The 18,778-nt window shown below is 39.1% G+C and carries 21 protein-coding genes and 1 tRNA gene; 10 read left to right on the forward strand and 12 right to left on the reverse strand.

From position 1 onward, the window contains the following. Window positions 1-61 precede the first annotated feature (61 nt). Window positions 62-634 carry a superoxide dismutase family protein gene (gene sodC / locus DV417_RS03315; RefSeq protein ID WP_005626862.1) on the reverse strand — a complete coding sequence of 191 codons (573 nt, stop codon included), beginning with the start codon at window positions 632-634 and terminating at the stop codon, window positions 62-64. A gap of 87 nt (window positions 635-721) precedes the next feature. After that, window positions 722-1,078: a dihydroneopterin aldolase gene (gene folB, locus DV417_RS03320; RefSeq protein WP_118815702.1), complete on the reverse strand. Its 357-nt coding sequence runs from the start codon at window positions 1,076-1,078 to the stop codon at window positions 722-724. Between the two features lie 82 nt (window positions 1,079-1,160). Here folB and plsY point away from each other — a divergent pair, with 82 nt between their 5' ends. The 5 genes from plsY to rpoH all read left to right on the forward strand — a co-directional run bounded on the left by plsY (window position 1,161) and on the right by rpoH (window position 5,926). Beyond that, on the forward strand, window positions 1,161-1,760 hold the full coding sequence (gene plsY, locus DV417_RS03325; protein WP_118878556.1) for a glycerol-3-phosphate 1-O-acyltransferase PlsY: 600 nt from the start codon (window positions 1,161-1,163) through the stop codon (window positions 1,758-1,760). 41 nt (window positions 1,761-1,801) lie between these two features. After that, window positions 1,802-3,505 (forward strand): nitrate/nitrite two-component system sensor histidine kinase NarQ, encoded by a 1,704-nt coding sequence (gene narQ, locus DV417_RS03330; RefSeq protein WP_118878557.1) that lies wholly within the window; start codon window positions 1,802-1,804, stop codon window positions 3,503-3,505. A 75-nt stretch (window positions 3,506-3,580) separates the two neighbouring features. Continuing rightward, on the forward strand, window positions 3,581-4,606 hold the full coding sequence (gene murB / locus DV417_RS03335) for a UDP-N-acetylmuramate dehydrogenase (protein ID WP_118878558.1): 1,026 nt from the start codon (window positions 3,581-3,583) through the stop codon (window positions 4,604-4,606). Between the two features lie 25 nt (window positions 4,607-4,631). Beyond that, on the forward strand, window positions 4,632-4,943 hold the full coding sequence (locus DV417_RS03340) for a DUF2322 family protein (protein ID WP_118878559.1): 312 nt from the start codon (window positions 4,632-4,634) through the stop codon (window positions 4,941-4,943). A 137-nt stretch (window positions 4,944-5,080) separates the two neighbouring features. Beyond that, window positions 5,081-5,926, forward strand: a complete 846-nt coding sequence (rpoH, locus tag DV417_RS03345) for an RNA polymerase sigma factor RpoH (protein WP_046942373.1) — start codon at window positions 5,081-5,083, stop codon at window positions 5,924-5,926. 40 nt (window positions 5,927-5,966) lie between these two features. Here rpoH and dusC read toward each other — a convergent pair whose 3' ends face one another. The 5 genes from dusC to dauA all read right to left on the reverse strand — a co-directional run bounded on the left by dusC (window position 5,967) and on the right by dauA (window position 11,038). Then, the gene (dusC, locus tag DV417_RS03350) at window positions 5,967-6,899 is read right to left on the reverse strand and encodes a tRNA dihydrouridine(16) synthase DusC (protein ID WP_118878560.1); all 933 of its coding nucleotides are present in this window, start codon (window positions 6,897-6,899) and stop codon (window positions 5,967-5,969) included. After that, on the reverse strand, window positions 6,899-7,765 hold the full coding sequence (gene djlA, locus DV417_RS03355) for a co-chaperone DjlA (RefSeq protein WP_118878561.1): 867 nt from the start codon (window positions 7,763-7,765) through the stop codon (window positions 6,899-6,901). The genes dusC and djlA overlap by 1 nt, the downstream gene beginning before the upstream one ends. A gap of 78 nt (window positions 7,766-7,843) precedes the next feature. Beyond that, window positions 7,844-8,485 (reverse strand): orotate phosphoribosyltransferase, encoded by a 642-nt coding sequence (gene pyrE, locus DV417_RS03360; RefSeq protein ID WP_118878562.1) that lies wholly within the window; start codon window positions 8,483-8,485, stop codon window positions 7,844-7,846. 23 nt (window positions 8,486-8,508) lie between these two features. Next, window positions 8,509-9,225, reverse strand: a complete 717-nt coding sequence (gene rph, locus DV417_RS03365) for a ribonuclease PH (RefSeq protein WP_118878563.1) — start codon at window positions 9,223-9,225, stop codon at window positions 8,509-8,511. Window positions 9,226-9,295: 70 nt separating this feature from the next. Then, complete coding sequence (gene dauA / locus DV417_RS03370; protein WP_118878564.1) at window positions 9,296-11,038, reverse strand: C4-dicarboxylic acid transporter DauA; 1,743 nt, start codon at window positions 11,036-11,038, stop codon at window positions 9,296-9,298. A 124-nt stretch (window positions 11,039-11,162) separates the two neighbouring features. Here dauA and DV417_RS03375 point away from each other — a divergent pair. After that, window positions 11,163-11,252: transfer RNA gene (locus DV417_RS03375), tRNA-Ser, on the forward strand. A gap of 271 nt (window positions 11,253-11,523) precedes the next feature. Continuing rightward, window positions 11,524-11,778 (forward strand): type II toxin-antitoxin system Phd/YefM family antitoxin, encoded by a 255-nt coding sequence (locus tag DV417_RS03380; protein WP_118808650.1) that lies wholly within the window; start codon window positions 11,524-11,526, stop codon window positions 11,776-11,778. Window positions 11,779-11,975: 197 nt separating this feature from the next. Here DV417_RS03380 and DV417_RS03390 read toward each other — a convergent pair whose 3' ends face one another. Beyond that, entirely contained in the window at window positions 11,976-12,311 is a 336-nt protein-coding gene (locus DV417_RS03390; protein ID WP_118878565.1) for a helix-turn-helix domain-containing protein, read from the reverse strand. A gap of 156 nt (window positions 12,312-12,467) precedes the next feature. Here DV417_RS03390 and DV417_RS03395 point away from each other — a divergent pair, with 156 nt between their 5' ends. From DV417_RS03395 to DV417_RS03405, 3 genes are all read left to right on the forward strand, one after another. Then, window positions 12,468-12,914 (forward strand): hypothetical protein, encoded by a 447-nt coding sequence (locus tag DV417_RS03395; RefSeq protein WP_118878566.1) that lies wholly within the window; start codon window positions 12,468-12,470, stop codon window positions 12,912-12,914. A gap of 8 nt (window positions 12,915-12,922) precedes the next feature. Then, entirely contained in the window at window positions 12,923-13,333 is a 411-nt protein-coding gene (locus DV417_RS03400; RefSeq protein WP_046939429.1) for a hypothetical protein, read from the forward strand. Window positions 13,334-13,596: 263 nt separating this feature from the next. Then, window positions 13,597-14,820 (forward strand): MFS transporter, encoded by a 1,224-nt coding sequence (locus tag DV417_RS03405; protein ID WP_118878567.1) that lies wholly within the window; start codon window positions 13,597-13,599, stop codon window positions 14,818-14,820. A 43-nt stretch (window positions 14,821-14,863) separates the two neighbouring features. On the opposite strand, the gene rfaC is transcribed toward DV417_RS03405, so the two are convergent. The 4 genes from rfaC to rfaD form a co-directional block, all read right to left on the reverse strand. Further along, a complete protein-coding gene (gene rfaC, locus DV417_RS03410; RefSeq protein ID WP_118878568.1) occupies window positions 14,864-15,820 on the reverse strand; it encodes a lipopolysaccharide heptosyltransferase RfaC in 957 nt (318 codons plus the stop codon). Continuing rightward, window positions 15,817-16,722, reverse strand: coding sequence for a DMT family transporter (locus tag DV417_RS03415; protein ID WP_118878569.1), 906 nt, complete (start codon window positions 16,720-16,722; stop codon window positions 15,817-15,819). The genes rfaC and DV417_RS03415 overlap by 4 nt, the downstream gene beginning before the upstream one ends. Next, entirely contained in the window at window positions 16,719-17,759 is a 1,041-nt protein-coding gene (gene waaF, locus DV417_RS03420) for a lipopolysaccharide heptosyltransferase II (RefSeq protein WP_118878570.1), read from the reverse strand. Before waaF ends, DV417_RS03415 begins: the two co-directional genes overlap by 4 nt. A gap of 85 nt (window positions 17,760-17,844) precedes the next feature. Then, entirely contained in the window at window positions 17,845-18,771 is a 927-nt protein-coding gene (rfaD, locus tag DV417_RS03425; RefSeq protein WP_118878571.1) for an ADP-glyceromanno-heptose 6-epimerase, read from the reverse strand. Window positions 18,772-18,778 lie beyond the last annotated feature (7 nt).

The following is an 18,778-nucleotide window of genomic DNA, read 5'->3' on the forward strand; positions in this document are numbered from 1 at the left end:
TAAATATCTAGCAAAAAAGTGCGGTGAAAATTCACCGCACTTTTCGTTTCGAACAATCGAATTATTTAATCACGCCACAAGCCATACGTGGGCCGCCACCGCCAAGTGGAGCTGGATGATCGGAGTGATTATCACCACCAGCGTGGATCATAATAGAGTGACCGCGAACATCATCTAAATGTTTAAGACGTGGTGCTAAAACAGGGTTAGTAGCTGTACCATCATGTAATACAGTTAATGCAGGTAAATCACCTAAGTGTGCGTCATCTTGCCATGGATAACCATGTTGTTTTGCACCTTTAGGATCCCAGTGACCACCAGCACCTAAACCAGCTGTCAATTTACCCTCTTTTTCTTTTGGCTCACAGCTTGGATTTTCATGGATGTGGAAACCATGTAAGCCTTCGCTTAATCCTTGTAAATTAGGGGTAAACACAAGACCATAGTTAGATTCAGTAATCGTAACAGTACCCACATCTTTGTTACCGTTTACTGGATCAAGTTGTTGCACTTTCACTTCAATAGAAGCACCTTTGGGTGCCATATTGTGATCATGATTATGCTCATGTGCTTGCGCAACACCAACTGAACATACCGCACTAACCGCTAGTGCTAATAAGGTTTTCATATTCATTGCAATCTCCTTTATTGCAGTAAAAACTCATGACTATTTTAGTCAATTTCGTTTAAAAAGCCGACAAGTTTTTACGAAAATTTCACATTATTTTAAACATCCACGTACAATCAATACGCCAACATTTCGAGCTTGCGCAACAGCTTTCGGTTTACTCAGTTTAATTTTTAATCCTTGAAGTTGATAACGTGACTCAAGCAAATCCGCCACTTCATAAGCCACTCGTTCAATCAGCAAGAAAGATTTGCTTTCCACATAATCAATAATCACTTGGCTCACTTCAGCATAATTCAAACAATATGCAACATCATCTGTTTCCGCCGCTTGTTTACAATCCCAAGCCATTTCTAAATCAAACACAAGTTTTTGCTTAATTTGCTGCTCCCAATCATATACGCCAATTTGAGCAAAAACAGTCAATTCTTCAATAAAAACACGATCCATAAGATTTCCTCTAAAATTATTGTAGGCGTATGCTATCAACTTTGGGTAGAATAACGAATAATTTTTCTTACTGGAGTACAAAATGAGCCTTTTTGCCCTTTTTTATATGCTTTGTGCCTATCTTTTAGGCTCTATTTCCAGTGCTATTCTAATTTGTCGTATCGCAGGCTTACCAGATCCTCGTGAAAATGGCTCACACAATCCAGGGGCGACAAATGTGCTTCGTATCGGAGGCCGTTGGTCTGCTCTCGCCGTACTGATTATTGATATTTTAAAAGGCATGACGCCAGTATGGGTTGGTTACTATTTAGGACTCACACAATTTGAATTAGGCATGGTCGCACTAGGTGCTTGCTTAGGGCACATTTTCCCCATTTTCTTCCAATTCAAAGGCGGTAAAGGCGTCGCAACCGCTTTTGGTGCGATTGCACCAATTTCTTGGGCTGTAGCGGGTTCTACATTTGGAACCTGGGTCTTCGTTTTTCTTATCAGCGGTTATTCTTCATTAAGTGCGGTTATTTCTGCTTTACTTGTGCCTTTTTATGTGTGGTGGTTCAAACCTGAATTTACTTTTCCCGTTGCCTTGGTCTGTTGTCTATTAATTTATCGTCATCACGATAATGTTCAACGTTTATGGCGCGGTCAAGAAGATAAAGTTTGGGCTAAATTTAAAAAGAAATAAAAAATTCACCGCACTTTTCTAAATTTCCACTGGAGTTTCCTGTGCATACTAAACGTTCAGTTTCCACTCGTATTGCTAAATATTTATTCATCATTCTCATCGTTGCAGGCGTGATTAGCTCGCTAAGTTTGGCAATTATGAGCAGTAATAAATATGACGCAGAAGCCATTAATATTTCAGGATCTTTGCGGATGCAAAGTTATCGCCTGCTCTATGAAATGCAAGAGCAACCAGAAAGCTTGGAAACCAACTTACGTCGTTATCATATAAGCCTTCATTCGTCTGCTTTGTTGGAAGTTCAAAATCAATTTTTCACACCGAATGTATTAAAACATTCCTATCAAAACATTTTGCAACGTTGGACGAACATGGAAAAATATGCGCGCCAACACGATGTAAAAAACTATAGTAATCAGCTCACTGACTATGTAGCAGATGTTGATTATTTTGTGTTTGAGCTACAACGTTTCAGTGAACAAAAATGGATTTTGGGCGTATCGGTGCTCTTTTTCGCGATGTGGTTAATTTTACTCATGGTGTCTTATGTGATTTGGTACACACAGCGGGAAGTCGTAAAACCATTGCACTTAATGACCAAAGCCAGTATGCAAGTGCAAATGCGTCAATTCAATCACATTCCGCTTGATACAACGAAACAAAATGAACTCGGTACATTGGCTCGTATCTTCACACAAATGTCCACGGAGCTTGGTCAGCTTTATTCAAGTTTGGAAGAAACAGTAAACGAAAAAACACAAAAGTTACGCCAAACCAACCGCTCTTTGACGACCCTTTATCAAAGTTCTCAAATCCTTAATGCCAACACAATCAACGATAAAGTATTAAGCCAAGTGCTCGATCACATTCTAGTCAGCGAGAATTTGAAATATATTAAAGTTGAAGTTATGGGTGCAGAGCATTGGGATATTGCTTTTGGTACTCAAGATTTAGACTGCTCTTTGCAAACTGAGACACTTTCTGTCGATAACGAAGAATTCGGTGCACTCTCTTGGCAAGCAGGATTACCTTGTCCCGATCCGAGAATGATGCAAAACCTTGCTCAAATGCTTGGGCGAGCCCTTTATTTCCAAAAAAGTTTACGCCAACAAGAACAGCTCTTATTGATGGAAGAGCGGTCAATTATAGCCCGAGAATTGCATGACTCGTTGGCTCAAGTGCTATCATTTTTACAGATCCAGCTTACATTACTTAAACATAACTTGAAGAAAGAAGGCGATTCCTCCAAAGAACAAAGTTTGGTCATTATTCGTGATTTTGAACAGGCTCTTTCAAGTGGATATGCACAATTACGCGAGCTTTTAGCCACTTTCCGTTTAACCATACAAGAAGCTAATTTACAGCTTGCGCTAGAGCAAGTGATTGACTCATTACGTTCACAAACAACGATGCAAATGAACGTTAATTGCCAATTGCCATCACAAAGTTTGAATCCACAACAACTGGTTCATGTGCTACAAATTGTACGTGAAGCCACCACCAATGCGATCAAACATTCTCAAGGCACAGCAATTGAAATTAGCGCCAAAATTAATGCAGAAGGCGAATACGAAATTTTAGTTGAAGATAATGGTATTGGTATTCAAAACCTTGAAGAGCCTGAAGGTCATTATGGGTTAAATATTATGACTGAACGTAGTCGCCAACTTAACGCAGAATTTAACATCATCCGTCGCGAACAAGGCGGTACACAGGTGAAAATCACGCTTCCACATGCTTTATGTTGATTACGGTGGATATAATTATTCATAGCAACTGGTATAAAAGATAAATTTTTTATGCACCCCACAATGGTATTTTAAATGCAAAATTTACAACCTTTTCACACTTTCCATATTCATGCTAATGCTCGTGAAATTATCGAAGCGCATAGCACTGAACAACTACAACAAGCATGGGCTCATTCAAAAGCGGAAAATTTACCCGCACTTTTTCTAGGTCAAGGCAGTAATATGCTATTTCTAGATGATTTTAATGGTGTGGTGATTTTAAATCGTTTAATGGGCATTACCCACCAACAGGATTCTGATTTTCACTACCTGCATGTGAATGGCGGTGAAAATTGGCATGAATTGGTGGAGTGGTCTATTAACAATGATATTTATGGATTAGAAAATCTGGCCCTGATTCCTGGCTGTGCAGGCTCTGCACCAATTCAAAATATCGGTGCATACGGTGTGGAATTTAAAGATGTATGCGATTATGTAGATGTGCTTAATTTAAACACAAATGAAACCTTCCGACTCGACGTAGAACAATGTGAATTTGGTTATCGTGAAAGTATTTTCAAACATCATTATCAACAAGGTTATGTGATTACAGCGGTTGGATTAAAGCTCACAAAAAATTGGCAGCCAATTATAAAATATGGTTCGCTTGTAGAATTCGAGCCAAAAACAGTCACCGCTAAACAAATTTTTGATGAAGTCTGTCATATCCGTCAAAGCAAATTACCTAATCCAAATGAATTTGGTAATGCGGGCAGTTTCTTTAAAAATCCAGTTGTCAGTTCAGAACATTTTGAAGAAATCAAAAAACATCACGAAAATCTACCGCACTTTCCACAGGCAGATGGTTCAATGAAATTAGCGGCAGGCTGGCTGATTGATCAATGCAATCTTAAAGGTTTTCAAATTGGTGGCGCAGCCGTTCATGAAAAACAAGCATTAGTGTTAATTAACAAAAGTGGTGCAACAGGACAAGACGTAGTCAAACTCGCCCATCACGTTCGCAAAACTGTTGCAGAAAAATTTAGTGTATATTTACAACCTGAAGTCCGCTTTATTGGCGCAACTGGTGAAGTAAATAGCGAGCAAACTATCGCATAATTTATATAGATTAAGGAAATAAATCATGAGCTTTAAAGAAATTTTAGAAACCTTACCCACAATCGAGCATTTAACCGGTTTAAATGTGATGGATGGTGAGGCTATTATCCACAACATTCCAGCCATACCAGGTAAATTAGGGTCGCTTCGTCTTTATAATGCGTTGGCTGAAAAATTTAACGGGAAATTAAACCGCACTTCCGCACAACAAGGTGTTGAATGGTTTGCAGAACACGTCGAAGATGCTAAAGCTAATCCAGGCAAGCATCCGAACATCGATTTACTATTTAAAGTCATTAATGAAAATCTTAATTTAACCCTCATTCCTCTTTGCTAATTAATCAGAATTATTTAGAATAATTGAACTTTTGATTGATAAAACCTGTCTTATTAACAAATTGGTTCAATAAGATAGCTTATTGTGCTATAACTAAGTACATTGATTGGCAAACGCCAAAATAAAGAAGGGAAATGATGGATAAAGAAACACAAATGATGTTAGTTCCTCAAGGCAGTATCGAAGGTTATATTCGTGCGGCAAATGAATATCCGATGCTGACCGCAGAGGAAGAAAAAGAATTATCAGAACGTTTGTATTATCACGAGGATTTAGATGCTGCGAAAAAACTCATTTTGTCGCATCTTCGTTTCGTGATCCATGTTGCGCGTGGCTATTCTGGCTATGGTTTGCCTCAAGCTGACTTAATCCAAGAAGGCAATATCGGCTTAATGAAAGCTGTCAAACGTTTTAACCCTGAAGTTGGTGTACGTTTGGTGTCATTCGCCGTGCATTGGATTAAAGCTGAAATCCACGAATATGTTCTTCGTAACTGGCGTATCGTAAAAGTCGCAACCACGAAGGCTCAACGTAAATTATTTTTCAACCTACGCAAAACTAAACAACGTTTAGGCTGGTTTAACGAAAATGAAGTTGATATCGTGGCAAATGAATTGGGTGTTTCCAAAGAAGATGTGATCGAAATGGAATCGCGTATGAGCGGTGCGGATGTAGGTTTTGATTTACCCACTGATGATGCAGAAACAGAGACTTATTCTCCAGCCCTTTATTTGGAAGATAAAAGTTCTAATTTCGCAGCAGAGCTTGAAAATGAAAACTTTGAAAGCCAAGCAACCGAGCAATTAGGTGCAGCGTTACAAAGTCTAGATGCGCGTAGTCAGGATATTATCAAAGCTCGTTGGTTAGATGATAACAAAGCTACATTGCACGACTTGGCAGCCAAATATAATGTCTCTGCGGAACGTATCCGTCAATTAGAAACCAATGCACTGAAAAAATTAAAAAGTGCGGTCAGTTTTTAAATAATTTAGAAATAAAAAACCTGCTGATTAGCAGGTTTTTTTATTTATCATCTAAACGTAATTTCAAATCTTCAGCTGTTTGGCAAGTCTTAATCTTATCAAACACTTGGTTCGCCTCATCATATTCCTTATTCAAATAACGTAACCATTGTTTAATTCGTGCCACATGATAAAAACCGCTGTCATATTCATTTTCAACATTAGCATATTTTTGCAAGATTTTTTGAATCTCACACCAAGGCATTTTTTCTGCATTTGATTTCAGAACATGGCTTAAATTCGGAATATTCAACGCGCCTCGTCCCACCATTAAATCCTGACAACCTGTTTGAGATAAGCAATCTTGCCCATCTTGCCAATGCCAAATTTCTCCGTTAGCAATAACTGGAATGGATAAACGCTCTCGGACTTCACCAATTTTTTTCCAATTAATTCGATCAGCACGATAACCATCGGCTTTTGTGCGTCCATGAACTGTAATTTCGGTTGCACCACCCTTCTCCACCGCATCAGTAATTTCAAAAGCTTGTGAAATATCATCCCAACCTAACCGCACTTTTACACTAACAGGAAACTCATTGGGCACGGCTTGGCGTAAGGCTTGAGTGGCACGATAAATCAATTCAGGCTGTTTCAATAATGCTGCACCTCCATTGCTGCCATTCACAGTTTTAGAGGGACAACCACAATTTAAATCAATGCCATGAGAGCCAAGATCGATCGCACGAATAGCATTTTCAGCAAGGCATTCTGGATGCTGCCCTAACAACTGCACTCGCACAGGCGTGCCAGAAGAAGTAAAGCCCTGATTTTTTAATTCAGGGCATAAACGATAAAATACTTTTTCAGGGAGAAGTTGATCAACTACGCGAACAAATTCTGTTATACATAAATCGTAGTCATTCACTTCGGTAAGAAGTTGACGTACAAAGGGATCTAAAACCCCTTGCATAGGCGCAAGAATAACACGCACTATTTCCAGCCTTTTGCTTTACAAATTAAATCGTAAGCGGCTTGAATCTGTTGAGTTTTTTCTTTTGCCATTTCCATCATTTCTGGAGGTAAACCTTTCGCCACGAGTTTATCTGGATGGTGTTCATTCATTAAACGACGATAAGCACGCTTAACCGTGTTTTGATCGTCAGACTCAGTCACACCCAATACTTTATAGGCATCGTTTAAAGTTGGACCTGAAGCATGTTGGTAACCACCACTATTTTGTTGCTGATATTGGTAGCCACCTTGATATGCACCTTGTTGATATTGCTGATAAAAACCGCCTTGAGTAAAAGCTCGAGCAGCCATTTCCATTGCAATCATTTGTTCAAATTGCATACGAGAAAGACCAAGTTCTTCAGCGATCACATAAAGTACTTCTTTCTCATTTTCGTGAAGTTCTGAATCGGCAAAAGCCGCTTGAACCTGCACTTGTAAGAACATTCGCAATAAATCAGCACGTTGCCCACAACCAATACGAAATTCACGGATAACTTGGCGAATTGGGAAATCAGATTCTTTACCACGACGAAACGCATCTTGCGCTAATTTACGCCCCGCATCATCCAGTTTAAGCTGAATCATTAATTGATTAGCTAATTGAATATCTTCTTCTGTTACACGCCCTTTCGATTTGCTTAAATGGCCTAACACCGCAAAGGTAGTTTGCATAAACAAGTCTTGACGCGTTGTTTTCTTTTTAAAGAAACTAGAACTTACCGAACCAAGTTCATACAATTTTTTATCTGCAATAGAACCTAAAATTAGCCCAGCAATCGCACCAAAAAATCCACCAACTTTCCAACCTAAAAATACGCCTATAATTTTTCCAATAAATCCCATTCTTTCCCCTGTTAAGTCAAAGTGCGGTTATTTTTATAATGTTATTTATAATGATGACAAAAATTTATTTCTCAAGTTTTATACGCCAAATTCAGCACGATAAGCACGCATTTCTGGCAAATGGCTACTGTATCGAGGATCTTGTTCGATAAATTGCATCAAATCATCTAAATCAATGATTGATAGCACTTGGCATTGATAATCACGTTCAACTTCTTGAATTGCAGAAAGCTCGCCTTTTCCTCGTTCTTTACGGTTTAAGGCGATTAATACTGCCGCAAGCTCTGCCTCATTTGCACTAATTAATTCCATAGATTCACGGATCGCAGTACCAGCCGTAATCACGTCATCCACAAGCAAAACTTTTCCTTGCAATGGGCTACCAATTAAATTACCGCCCTCTCCGTGATCTTTCACTTCTTTGCGATTAAAACACACGGGCTTATCAATACCATAACGATTAAATAGCGCCACCGAAACTGAAGTGCCAATTGGAATACCTTTGTAAGCCGGGCCAAAAACCACATCAAAATCTACCGCACTTGCCTGAATTGCCGCAGCATAGAACTCGCCTAAACGCGCTAAATCTGCCCCCGTATTGAACAAACCCGCATTGAAAAAATACGGACTTTTACGCCCCGACTTCAAAGTAAACTCTCCGAATTTCAATACATTTCGGCTTAAAGCAAATTCGATAAAATCACGTTTATATTGTTCCATTTTTTAATCCCTATAAACTGTGTTTATAAGCCTATCGCTTCGCGTTGAGCGATGAAAATTTGATTACAGCCTTGTTTCGCTAAATCTAATAATGTTAATAATTCTTCATGGCTAAATGGCTCGCCTTCTGCAGTGCCTTGCACCTCAATCATTCGACCATCTTCCATCATCACAACATTCATATCGGTTTCCGCTGCAGAATCTTCCACATATTCCAAATCACAAACAGCTTGCCCCTCAACAATCCCTACGGAAATTGCCGAAACTAAACCTTTAATTGGGTTAGTTTTTAACGTGCCATTCTCAATTAAACCGTTAATCGCATCACATAATGCGACTGCTGCACCAGTAATGGATGCAGTACGTGTGCCGCCATCCGCTTGAATAACATCACAATCTAAAGTAATCGCACGTTCACCAAGTGCTTTGAGATCCACCATTGCGCGCAAAGAGCGGGCAATTAAGCGTTGAATTTCCATTGTGCGTCCACCTTGTTTACCTTTAGCCGCTTCACGTTGCATACGACTATGTGTTGAACGTGGCAACATTCCATATTCAGCCGTGACCCAGCCTTGCCCTTGTCCCTTTAAGAAACGTGGTACAGCATCTTCCACTGTTGCAGTACAAAGCACTTTGGTATCACCAAATTCAACAAGCACAGAACCTTCAGCGTGCTTGGTGTAATTACGGGTAATTTTAATTTGGCGGGGTTGATTATTTTCTCGATTATTTGGACGCATAATTATTCCTTGATATGGTTTCTAACGATGTAATGAAAAAGCGCACTATTCTAGCACGCTTTAGTTTTCATTATTGGGTAGTTTTTTCAAAGTCACGAATTTTATGGAAAGTTTCGTTTAAATCTGCCGCAAAATTAATTTTTTGAATATCTGGCGAAGAATTAGATTTAACTAGCATTCTCAACGGCTGGAATTGCATATTGCACAAGTAAAGTTGTTGATGGGGCAACATGTGTTGAACAAATCGAGTAAGCGCATGAATGCCACCAGCATCAAGCACTGTCACTGCATCACATTGCAGCACAATATGTCGAATTTCATGATCGGTATGAACCGTTCTATCATGCAAATCCGCAAATAATTTATCCGCAGCAGCAAAGAAAAGTGGACCGCTAATTCGGTAAACCAAAACATCATCTAAATCTTCAGGCGCATTGTGTTCAATGGCTTTTGTCATCTCAGCAATCGTCCGAATAAACAAGAGGCTTGCAAGCAACACTCCGACACTAATCGCAATCACCATATCAAATAATACAGTCAAAATAAGACAAGTCAGCAACACTGCCATTTCATTTTTGCCTGAACGGCGAGCAAGGTGGATAATATTGTGTACACTTGCCATATTCCACGCCACCACTAACAACAAAGCAGCCATCGATGACAAAGGTAAATAAGAAAGGGCTTGCGAAAACAAAAGTAAAGCGAATAAAACAAGTATTGCGTGCACAACACTCGATATTGGCGATACTGCCCCTGATTTCACATTAGCCGCAGAACGAGCAATCGCAGCTGTTGCCGTAATCCCGCCAAAAAACGGAGAAATGATATTTCCCAAGCCTTGCGCTAATAATTCGTTATTAGAGTGATGTTTAGTATCAGTCATATTATCTAAAATCACTGCACAAAGAAGTGATTCGATTGCGCCCAATACCGCCATTGAAAAAGCAGCAGGTAACAACGCTTGTAAGCTATTAAAATCCCAATGAATTAATTGTCCTTGCGCATCAGGAATATTCCACGGCAGAGAAAAATCTGGCAAGACATTAGGAATCCCATGACCAATGGAACCATCAGGCAAAGTATATTGGAATGCAGATCCAATCGTCGCCACCTCAAAACCAAAATGCTGTAATGCTATAGATAAAATTGTACCAATAATCACAGCAGGTAGGTGCCCTGGCACTGCCAAACGCAATTTATGCCATTGAGTCAGGACTAATAGGGTTACCACACCAACCGCTGCATTCGCCCAATTTATCGTAGGAAGTGCGGTAAAAATTGTTTGGATTTTTTCAAGATAATGCGCCGGCATTTTTTCTATGGAAAGCCCCAAAAAATCCTTAATCTGCAAAGTACCAATAGTAATCCCAATCCCACAAGTAAAACCTAAGGTGACGGGCAACGGAATATATTCAATTAAACGCCCTAGACGAAATAACGCCATCAAAACCAAAATCAGCCCAGAAAGCAACGTTGCCATCAAAAGGCCACTTAGTCCAAATTGTTGAGTAACAGGGTAAAGAATCACAACAAAAGCAGCTGTAGGCCCAGATATATTAAAGCGGGAACCACCCGTCAGCGCGATAACGATACCCGCAATAATTGCCGTATAAAGACCATGTTGTGGCGGTACACCACTTGCAATAGCCAAAGCCATGGAAAGCGGAATTGCAATCACCCCCACAGTCAACCCTGAAATAATGTCGCGAATCAGCGATTTTTTCGAATAACCTAAACGAAAGGAATCTTTCAGTGCGCTAAAGGGTTTTACAGCTAAAAAAACATTTTTAGAAAATAACGCTTTAATATGCATAAAAAAACTACAAACGATAAATAAAGTGCGGTTATTCTAGCGAAACTTTTAAAAGTTTTTTATGTTCTAGCGCAAAAAACTTGACTAAACTGGAGCAAATCTTTATAGTTTGCGCACCTTTTACGGTGAGATGTCCGAGTGGTTGAAGGAGCACGCCTGGAAAGCGTGTATGTGGGAAACTGCATCAAGGGTTCGAATCCCTTTCTCACCGCCACGAACCTTGTCAAATAACGTCTATCTTGTCAAAAAAAAACGTAAAAACAATGATTTAGTTATATCTAATCTGTTTCTTTAGTTGGTCTATGTTTGTCTTTGTTTCCGTTTTTAACTCCCTAGCTTAATTAGGTCAAATTTAGGTGAATTAAAACCGTTTAATTTTAACCAAAAAAACTGCCTGTTATAAGAACAGTGAAACGACAAAGAAAGCATTTCTGAATCTTTTAAAGTGTTACGATTCACACAAAATGATACAAGAAGAGGATATTATGGCGATTCATCAAATACTAACGGAACAAGCTGCGAGTATTACCGATCTAAAACGAAACCCTATGGGAGTAATGCGAGAAAGTGAAAATGGCGTAATAGCTATACTAAATCGTAACCAACCTGCATTTTATTGCCTTACACCTGAAATGTTCGCTTATATGCAAGAATTAATAGAAGATGCAGAACTTGTACGAATTGCAGAAGAACGAAAAGCTGAGGGCTGTTTTATTGAGGTTGATATAAATGACTTATAAACTGACATTTAGCCCAAAAGAAAAGAAAAAATGGAATAAACTTGGTGATACCATAAAAAACCAATTTAAGAAAAAATTACTCGAACGCTTAGAAAATCCATACGTGCCCGCAGATCAGCTTTCTGGCTTTTATCGAAAAGCTTTGTCTATCTATAATAAAATCACCTTACCTTTATACAAGGTAAGGTGCTTTTTTATCAGCTTTTCTTCAACTCTTTCAAGAAAGCTACAAAAATCGTTTTTTGGGGCGTGGTTAATTCCTGCCAGTGTCGGTCTAACTCGTCATTATTCCATTCTGCCAATTCCATACAATCCGAAAAAAAATAGCTGATTGGTGTTTTTAAAAAGGTCGCAATTGCCACCAAATGCGACATATTGATTTTATTTGTACCACGTTCATAACGAGAAAGTTGTGGTTGTGAAATATCTACATATTCAGACAATTTTTCTGCCGTATAACCCAATTCTTTTCGTTTTTGCTGGATACGTTGTCCGACTGCACGATCTATATCACTAGCGATAGGTTGAACCATAAATCATTGCCACCACTTTATTCATAATTGGCATTATTTTTTACAATTTATTACCTTGAATGAATATCCTGTTAAGTATATAATTTTTAAAAATATGCTTTTTACGCATATTTAAGAGTTAATTAGATCATATCAATAACCTAAGGAACTTAATTTATGGAATACATTGTCGGTATTATTCTGATTATTGGATTTATTGTTTACAAAATGTATAAGAAAGGTAGAGCAATAACAGATACCTATATCATTGCAAGTGAAAAGGCTTTCATTATTTTCGCAGAAGATCCTTATGGTGTTTTAAAAAGTCTTTGCCAGCAAGGTGATTTCCCTACGTCAAAAAGAATTTTGAGGGATTACGAATTATTCAAAGACTTTCAAATGGCAACTCAAACATTATCACATGAAGAAAAAGAGCTTTTTGCAGAAGATATCTCATTTGCAATGCTTGGGCTTATTACTTTCTTTATATACGGCGAGAACAGAACAAAAAAGAACTTTAATGATGTTCATCATGATCTTAAACATAATTTTGAGTTCAATGACTCATTCAAGCAAGCAAGAAGAAAGGTGTTGTTCTTATATGGAATTTTATATTTGAATTAGAGGTTATTATGTTTATTAATATCATTCGCTGGATTCTATTGCCATTTGCTTGTGTTCTGGCTTACATTCTAACTGGCATAATTGCAAACTTCTTTATTGGTGGATATGAAGGTGAAACAATTGGATATAGCAGATATGCTTACACTTTAGGTTCTTTTGATGTTTATTGGTATGGTTTAATTAAGAATGCCCTGATGAGTTCAGCTCTTGTCTATGCGGCTTTCTTTGTTGCACCAACTTATAAAATGGCGACAACTAGAGTTATCGCGATAATTATGGCTGTAATTTATATTGGATTATTCGTTTACGCTATATCTGTTTTAGAACCAGGCTTTTGGAAAGTTCTAGGTTATTGTGGTGATATAATAGCTTCATGTATAGGGTTATTGGCTTATAAAACTTTAGATGAAGAGGCTTAATTTATCTTAAATATTTGCGTGTCCGATAATTTATTGTTCACGCATTGTATCTTCCATTTAGAAATCAGCGTCATTTCCCACCGCCATCCTAATTTAATCCCCTTATTTTTCTTCTTTCCCTCTTATTCAAAATCAATTTTTTATTCTTCTTTTCGTATTCTGTTCATTGAATTTTTTTATCAATGCAGTAAACTAGCCATTGATTTCTTAATCACCCTTCTTTTCACTTTAAATGTTACCCGCGAGTAACAAAAGGACACATCATGACAAACAAAGTAAACAGTTATGGCTGGAAAGCCTTAATTGGCTCTGCCGTCGGCTATGCAATGGACGGTTTCGATCTTCTCATTTTAGGTTTCATGCTTAGCGCAATTTCCGCAGACTTAAATCTAACACCCACCCAGAGTGGCTCTCTCGTGACATGGACGCTTATTGGCGCAGTATTTGGCGGCATTTTATTTGGTACATTAAGCGATAAATACGGTCGTGTACGCGTACTTACTTGGACAATTCTTCTCTTTGCGGTATTTACTGGGTTGTGTGCGATTGCACAAGGTTATTGGGATTTACTGATTTATCGCACAATTGCTGGTATTGGATTAGGCGGTGAATTTGGAATTGGGATGGCTCTAGCAGCAGAAGCATGGCCCGCGCGCCACCGAGCTAAAGCAGCATCTTATGTTGCCTTGGGTTGGCAAGCTGGTGTGTTAGGTGCCGCATTACTTACACCATTATTACTCCCGCATATTGGCTGGCGTGGAATGTTCTTGGTGGGTATCTTCCCTGCATTTGTCGCTTGGTTTTTACGTTCTCATCTGCACGAACCTGAAATTTTCACTCAAAAACAAACCGCACTTTCAACGCAATCCAGCTTTACTGATAAATTAAGCTCATTCCAGCTTCTGATTAAAGATAAAGCCACGAGCAAAATTAGCCTTGGTATTGTGGTACTCACCTCCGTACAAAACTTCGGTTATTACGGCATTATGATTTGGTTGCCTAATTTCTTATCAAAACAACTGGGATTCAGTTTAACTAAATCTGGACTTTGGACAGCCGTTACCGTCTGCGGCATGATGGCTGGCATTTGGATTTTCGGACAACTCGCTGACCGCATCGGACGCAAACCAAGTTTCTTACTTTTCCAATTAGGCGCAGTGATAAGTATCGTGGTTTACTCACAACTTACCGATCCTGACATCATGCTTCTTGCTGGAGCATTTTTAGGTATGTTTGTGAACGGAATGATGGGCGGTTACGGTGCATTAATGGCAGAAGCCTACCCAACAGAAGCTCGAGCAACGGCACAAAACGTACTTTTCAATATTGGTCGTGCCGTAGGTGGATTTGGACCTGTGGTTGTGGGCGCAGTTGTACTCGCCTACTCTTTCCAAACGGCCATCGCCCTACTTGCAATTATCTACGTAATTGATATGTTAGCGACAATTTTCTTAATCCCTGAATTAAAAGGTAAAGCCTTAGACTAAGAAAATATAAAAGATAAAAATGCTCGCCAAGTGCGAGCATTTTTTATGAAATAAAAGGAAGCAATTGTGATAACACTTGTTCGGATGAAATCTCTTTCATTGAATTAGCCGATAAGTAATGCTGATTTTTACCATAACAGCCAATCAATTTAGGATCCGTTGCGCCATAAAGCGTAATATTGGGCTTATCCAAAGCGGCAGTTAAATGCGCCAAACCTGTATCCACCGACACGGCGGCTTTTGCATTCGCAAGCTGTTTTGCAAGCTCCGTTAAAGTTAACTTAGGCAACACAATCACATTAGAATGAACTTGAGCCAAACGATCTGCTCGCGCTTTTTCTAGTTCATTTCCCCAAGGCAAATGAATTTCACAATCAGAAAGTGCGGTAATTTTTTCAATCAATTTCTGCCATTCTGATTCTTCCCAATGCTTATCTGCCCGAGTTGTAGAATGAATGAATACCACATAGTTTTTTTCTGAAGTTTGGTTAAAAAAATGACGAGCAATACCATAATCGCCCTGAACTTGAGGTAATTCATAACCTAAACTTTGAGCAAAAAGCTGACGAATTCGTTCCACCGCATGCTGTTGATAGGAAATAGCATATTTTTTATCGTAGAAAAAAGACGCTAACGGCTCTCGGATACTTTGACGATCATAGCCATGTTTCACACCTTGAGCGAAACGAATTGCAAATAATGCACTTTTAATGAGTCCTTGCGCATCAATTACCGCATCATAGTTTTCGGCCTGCAACAAAGTGCGGTAATTCTTCCACTCATTTCTTGTTTGAATAGAAAAAGGCGATTTACGCCAACGACGAAAAGCAATAGGAATCACGCGATTTACGGCAGAATGCCAACGTGGAATTTCGGCAAAGTTTTCTTCCACCACCCAATCGATAGAGAGATTAGGAATAGCACGCTGTGCATCAGTCAATGCCGGCAAAGTATGAATCACATCCCCCATAGAGGAAGTCTTAATCACACATACTTTCATTTAATTAACCTTCTTCCCCAGTGCATAATTCCAAGCCCTGATACGGCTAAAATGCCTCCAATAATTAAGGAGGAATCCACCTGTTCATTCAACCAAACAGCTGAAAATAAAATGCCTAAAATCGGCACAAGAATAATATAAGCCGAGGCATTGCCCGCCCCTAAGTGTTTCACACCATCAAAATACCATGCATAAGCCAATACCGTTGAGCCAAATGCAAGACCAAGTAAACTAAACCATTGCGATCCATTTAATTGAAATACGGTTGCCCAATCTTCCGCACTTTCCGTCCATAATGCTGCCAATGTCAGCATGAAAAAACCAAAAGTAGAAGAAATCGTGGTAGCGGTGAGAGAATCAATTCCGATTAATACTTTACGAGCCAATAAAGTATAAGCAACCCAGCAAACTAAAGCACAAAGCAATAACATTTGACCGAATCCAAAATTTTGTAAGAGGTTAGTTGGCTCCCCTTTTGTCATGGCTAACAAAGAACCGCTAATGGCAATAATCATCCCTAATACAACCCAGCGATTCCATTTTTCTTTAAATAATAAAATAGCAAAAAACATCGTAAAGACAGGATTAGAGGCAACGACCATCGTTCCTTGCCCTGCTGGAACATATTTCAACCCCCAAATAAAGAAAGTCGAATAACCAAAGATCCCAAGCAAAGCCGTTAACAATAACCCAACCCATTGATTAGGTCGCAGTTGTTTAGCATATTTGAAACGATTCGCCGCATATAGCCAAATAATGAGTGGAATAATGGCGAAAAAAAAGCGCACGCTTGAAGCAACAAATGTCGGCATAGCTTGGGCAACCACTCGTCCCCAAGGCCAAGAGGCGCCCCATAAAATCACCATTCCAATTAATTGTAAATGTATGCGTAGAGGGTTCATTTTGCTAATAATGCCTCTAATTTTTCTAATGCCATTTCTGGCGTAATATCAATCAAACTTTGATGATAACCGCCCTCTTTGTCACCTTTACGAACTTTAATCAATCCACCTTCAATTAAACGAATAATCGTTGCCTTATCCGAAAGCGGCGGAGTATATTGCGGGCTAGTTGGTCCATAAAGTGCAATCAATGGACGATTTACTGCTGCCGCAATATGCATTAAACCACTGTCATTGGTCACGACTGCCGTACAATTTGCAATTAAATCCACCGCTTCATTTAAGTTGGTTTTTCCTGCTAAATTGACACAAAACTCACGCAACTCTTCTGGTAGCGCTTGACAAATTTCTTCGCCCACAGGTTCATCTTTAGCTGAGCCAAATAATTCCACTGCATAGCCTTGGGTAATTAACATTTCTGCTAATTTTGCATAATGATAATGTGGCCAACGTTTTGCTGGGCCAAATTCTGCACCAGGACAAAAACCAATAATTGGACGCTCGCCTAAAAGTGCGGTTTGTTTTTCAAATTTTTTTAAGGTTTCAGCTTGTTGCGCTGGCTCAACCATCAAATAGGGTTTTAAGACAGGAATATCATCAGCTTTTGGTACAGCATCTTTTTCAAAAGCCAATGCAACATAACGCTGCACCATCATTGGATAATCTTTTTTATTGGCTCGTAAATCATTCAATAAAATATAACGACTTTCCCCTTTCCAACCACGACGATGGATAATTTTTGCAAAGAAAGGAATAAACGCAGATTTCAATGAATTAGGCAAAACAATCGCCATATCATATTGCTCACGCAAGGACTTTCCTAAACGATAACGCGTTCCCAATTCAAAGGCTCCGTGCCCTAATGGCATTTCAATCGCCTTACGCACCTCTGGCATACGCGCAAGCAAAGGCTTACACCAATTCGGTGCCATCACATCAATATTGCAGTTTAGATATTGAATTTTCAGTTGCTGGTACAAACTGTGCGACATCATCATATCGCCAACCCAAGATGGGCCAATAATTAGAATATTCATTTTCTGTCTTTCAGATAAAAGTGCGGTCAAAAATACCGAGATTTTTAACCGCACTTTGTTGATTGGAAGTAGGCAAACCTACGGTTTATTTTCTATTCAACCATGCCATATATTCAGCCACGCCTTCCGCGACTGTTTTGAATGGCTTATCGTAGCCTGTTGAACGAAGTTTAGTTAAATCAGCTTGCGTATATTCTTGATAACGAGATTTCAAATGCTCTGGGAATGGAATGGTTTCAATCTCGCCTTTACCGTGGAATTTCACTACCGCATCAGCCACCGCACGGAAACTTTCTGCATTTCCTGTACCAAGGTTGTAAATACCCGAAATACCATTTTGCCAACACCAAATATTCACTGCAGCCACATCGCCTACATAAACAAAATCACGGCGGAAGTGTTCGCTGCCTGCAAATAATTTTGGATTTTCTCCCTTTAAGATTTGGTTATTCAAGTGGAATGCTACACTCGCCATAGAACCTTTATGATTTTCACGCGGCCCATAAACATTGAAATAACGGAAACCACATACTGGCGATTTTGTTTCTGGCAAAATGTTACGTACATATTGGTCGAATAAGAATTTAGAATAGCCATAAACATTTAACGGACCTTCAAATTCACGTTCCTCACGGAATACTTTGGTATCTCCATAAGTTGCAGCGCTTGAGGCATAAAAGAAAGGGATTTCGCGGTCAAGGCAATAATGTAACAACTCTTTAGAATATTCGTAGTTGTTGTGCATAATGTATTTGCCATCCCATTCCGTAGTCGCAGAACATGCTCCCTCATGGAATACTGCATCAATATCACCAAATTCGTCGCCCGCAATAATAGAAGCAATGAAATCTTCTTTATCGCAATAATCTGCAATATCTAAATCAACTAAATTTGCGAATTTTGTGCCATCTTTTAAGTTATCTACCACTAAAATATCTTTGCGCCCTAAATCATTTAATGCTTTGACAATATTGCTGCCAATAAAACCAGCGCCGCCTGTTACGATAATCATAATTCTG

This window comes from Haemophilus haemolyticus, from assembly GCF_003490935.1.
GTDB classification, from domain to species: Bacteria; Pseudomonadota; Gammaproteobacteria; order Enterobacterales; family Pasteurellaceae; genus Haemophilus; species Haemophilus haemolyticus_M.

Bases quoted from the DNA above. Each gene is read 5' to 3' on its own strand.
- DV417_RS03415 (WP_118878569.1), bottom strand. From the start codon at position 16,722: ATGAACCCTCTACGCATACATTTACAATTAATTGGAATGGTGATTTTA.
- murB (WP_118878558.1), top strand. From the start codon at position 3,581: ATGCAAAATTTACAACCTTTTCACACTTTCCATATTCATGCTAATGCT.
- DV417_RS03340 (WP_118878559.1), top strand. From the start codon at position 4,632: ATGAGCTTTAAAGAAATTTTAGAAACCTTACCCACAATCGAGCATTTA.
- sodC (WP_005626862.1), bottom strand. From the start codon at position 634: ATGAATATGAAAACCTTATTAGCACTAGCGGTTAGTGCGGTATGTTCA.
- DV417_RS03405 (WP_118878567.1), top strand. From the start codon at position 13,597: ATGACAAACAAAGTAAACAGTTATGGCTGGAAAGCCTTAATTGGCTCT.
- rfaC (WP_118878568.1), bottom strand. From the start codon at position 15,820: ATGAAAGTATGTGTGATTAAGACTTCCTCTATGGGGGATGTGATTCAT.
- plsY (WP_118878556.1), top strand. From the start codon at position 1,161: ATGAGCCTTTTTGCCCTTTTTTATATGCTTTGTGCCTATCTTTTAGGC.
- rpoH (WP_046942373.1), top strand. From the start codon at position 5,081: ATGGATAAAGAAACACAAATGATGTTAGTTCCTCAAGGCAGTATCGAA.
- rfaD (WP_118878571.1), bottom strand. From the start codon at position 18,771: ATGATTATCGTAACAGGCGGCGCTGGTTTTATTGGCAGCAATATTGTC.
- DV417_RS03400 (WP_046939429.1), top strand. From the start codon at position 12,923: ATGTTTATTAATATCATTCGCTGGATTCTATTGCCATTTGCTTGTGTT.
- DV417_RS03395 (WP_118878566.1), top strand. From the start codon at position 12,468: ATGGAATACATTGTCGGTATTATTCTGATTATTGGATTTATTGTTTAC.
- waaF (WP_118878570.1), bottom strand. From the start codon at position 17,759: ATGAATATTCTAATTATTGGCCCATCTTGGGTTGGCGATATGATGATG.
- folB (WP_118815702.1), bottom strand. From the start codon at position 1,078: ATGGATCGTGTTTTTATTGAAGAATTGACTGTTTTTGCTCAAATTGGC.
- djlA (WP_118878561.1), bottom strand. From the start codon at position 7,765: ATGGGATTTATTGGAAAAATTATAGGCGTATTTTTAGGTTGGAAAGTT.
- DV417_RS03380 (WP_118808650.1), top strand. From the start codon at position 11,524: ATGGCGATTCATCAAATACTAACGGAACAAGCTGCGAGTATTACCGAT.
- pyrE (WP_118878562.1), bottom strand. From the start codon at position 8,485: ATGGAACAATATAAACGTGATTTTATCGAATTTGCTTTAAGCCGAAAT.
- rph (WP_118878563.1), bottom strand. From the start codon at position 9,225: ATGCGTCCAAATAATCGAGAAAATAATCAACCCCGCCAAATTAAAATT.
- dauA (WP_118878564.1), bottom strand. From the start codon at position 11,038: ATGCATATTAAAGCGTTATTTTCTAAAAATGTTTTTTTAGCTGTAAAA.
- DV417_RS03390 (WP_118878565.1), bottom strand. From the start codon at position 12,311: ATGGTTCAACCTATCGCTAGTGATATAGATCGTGCAGTCGGACAACGT.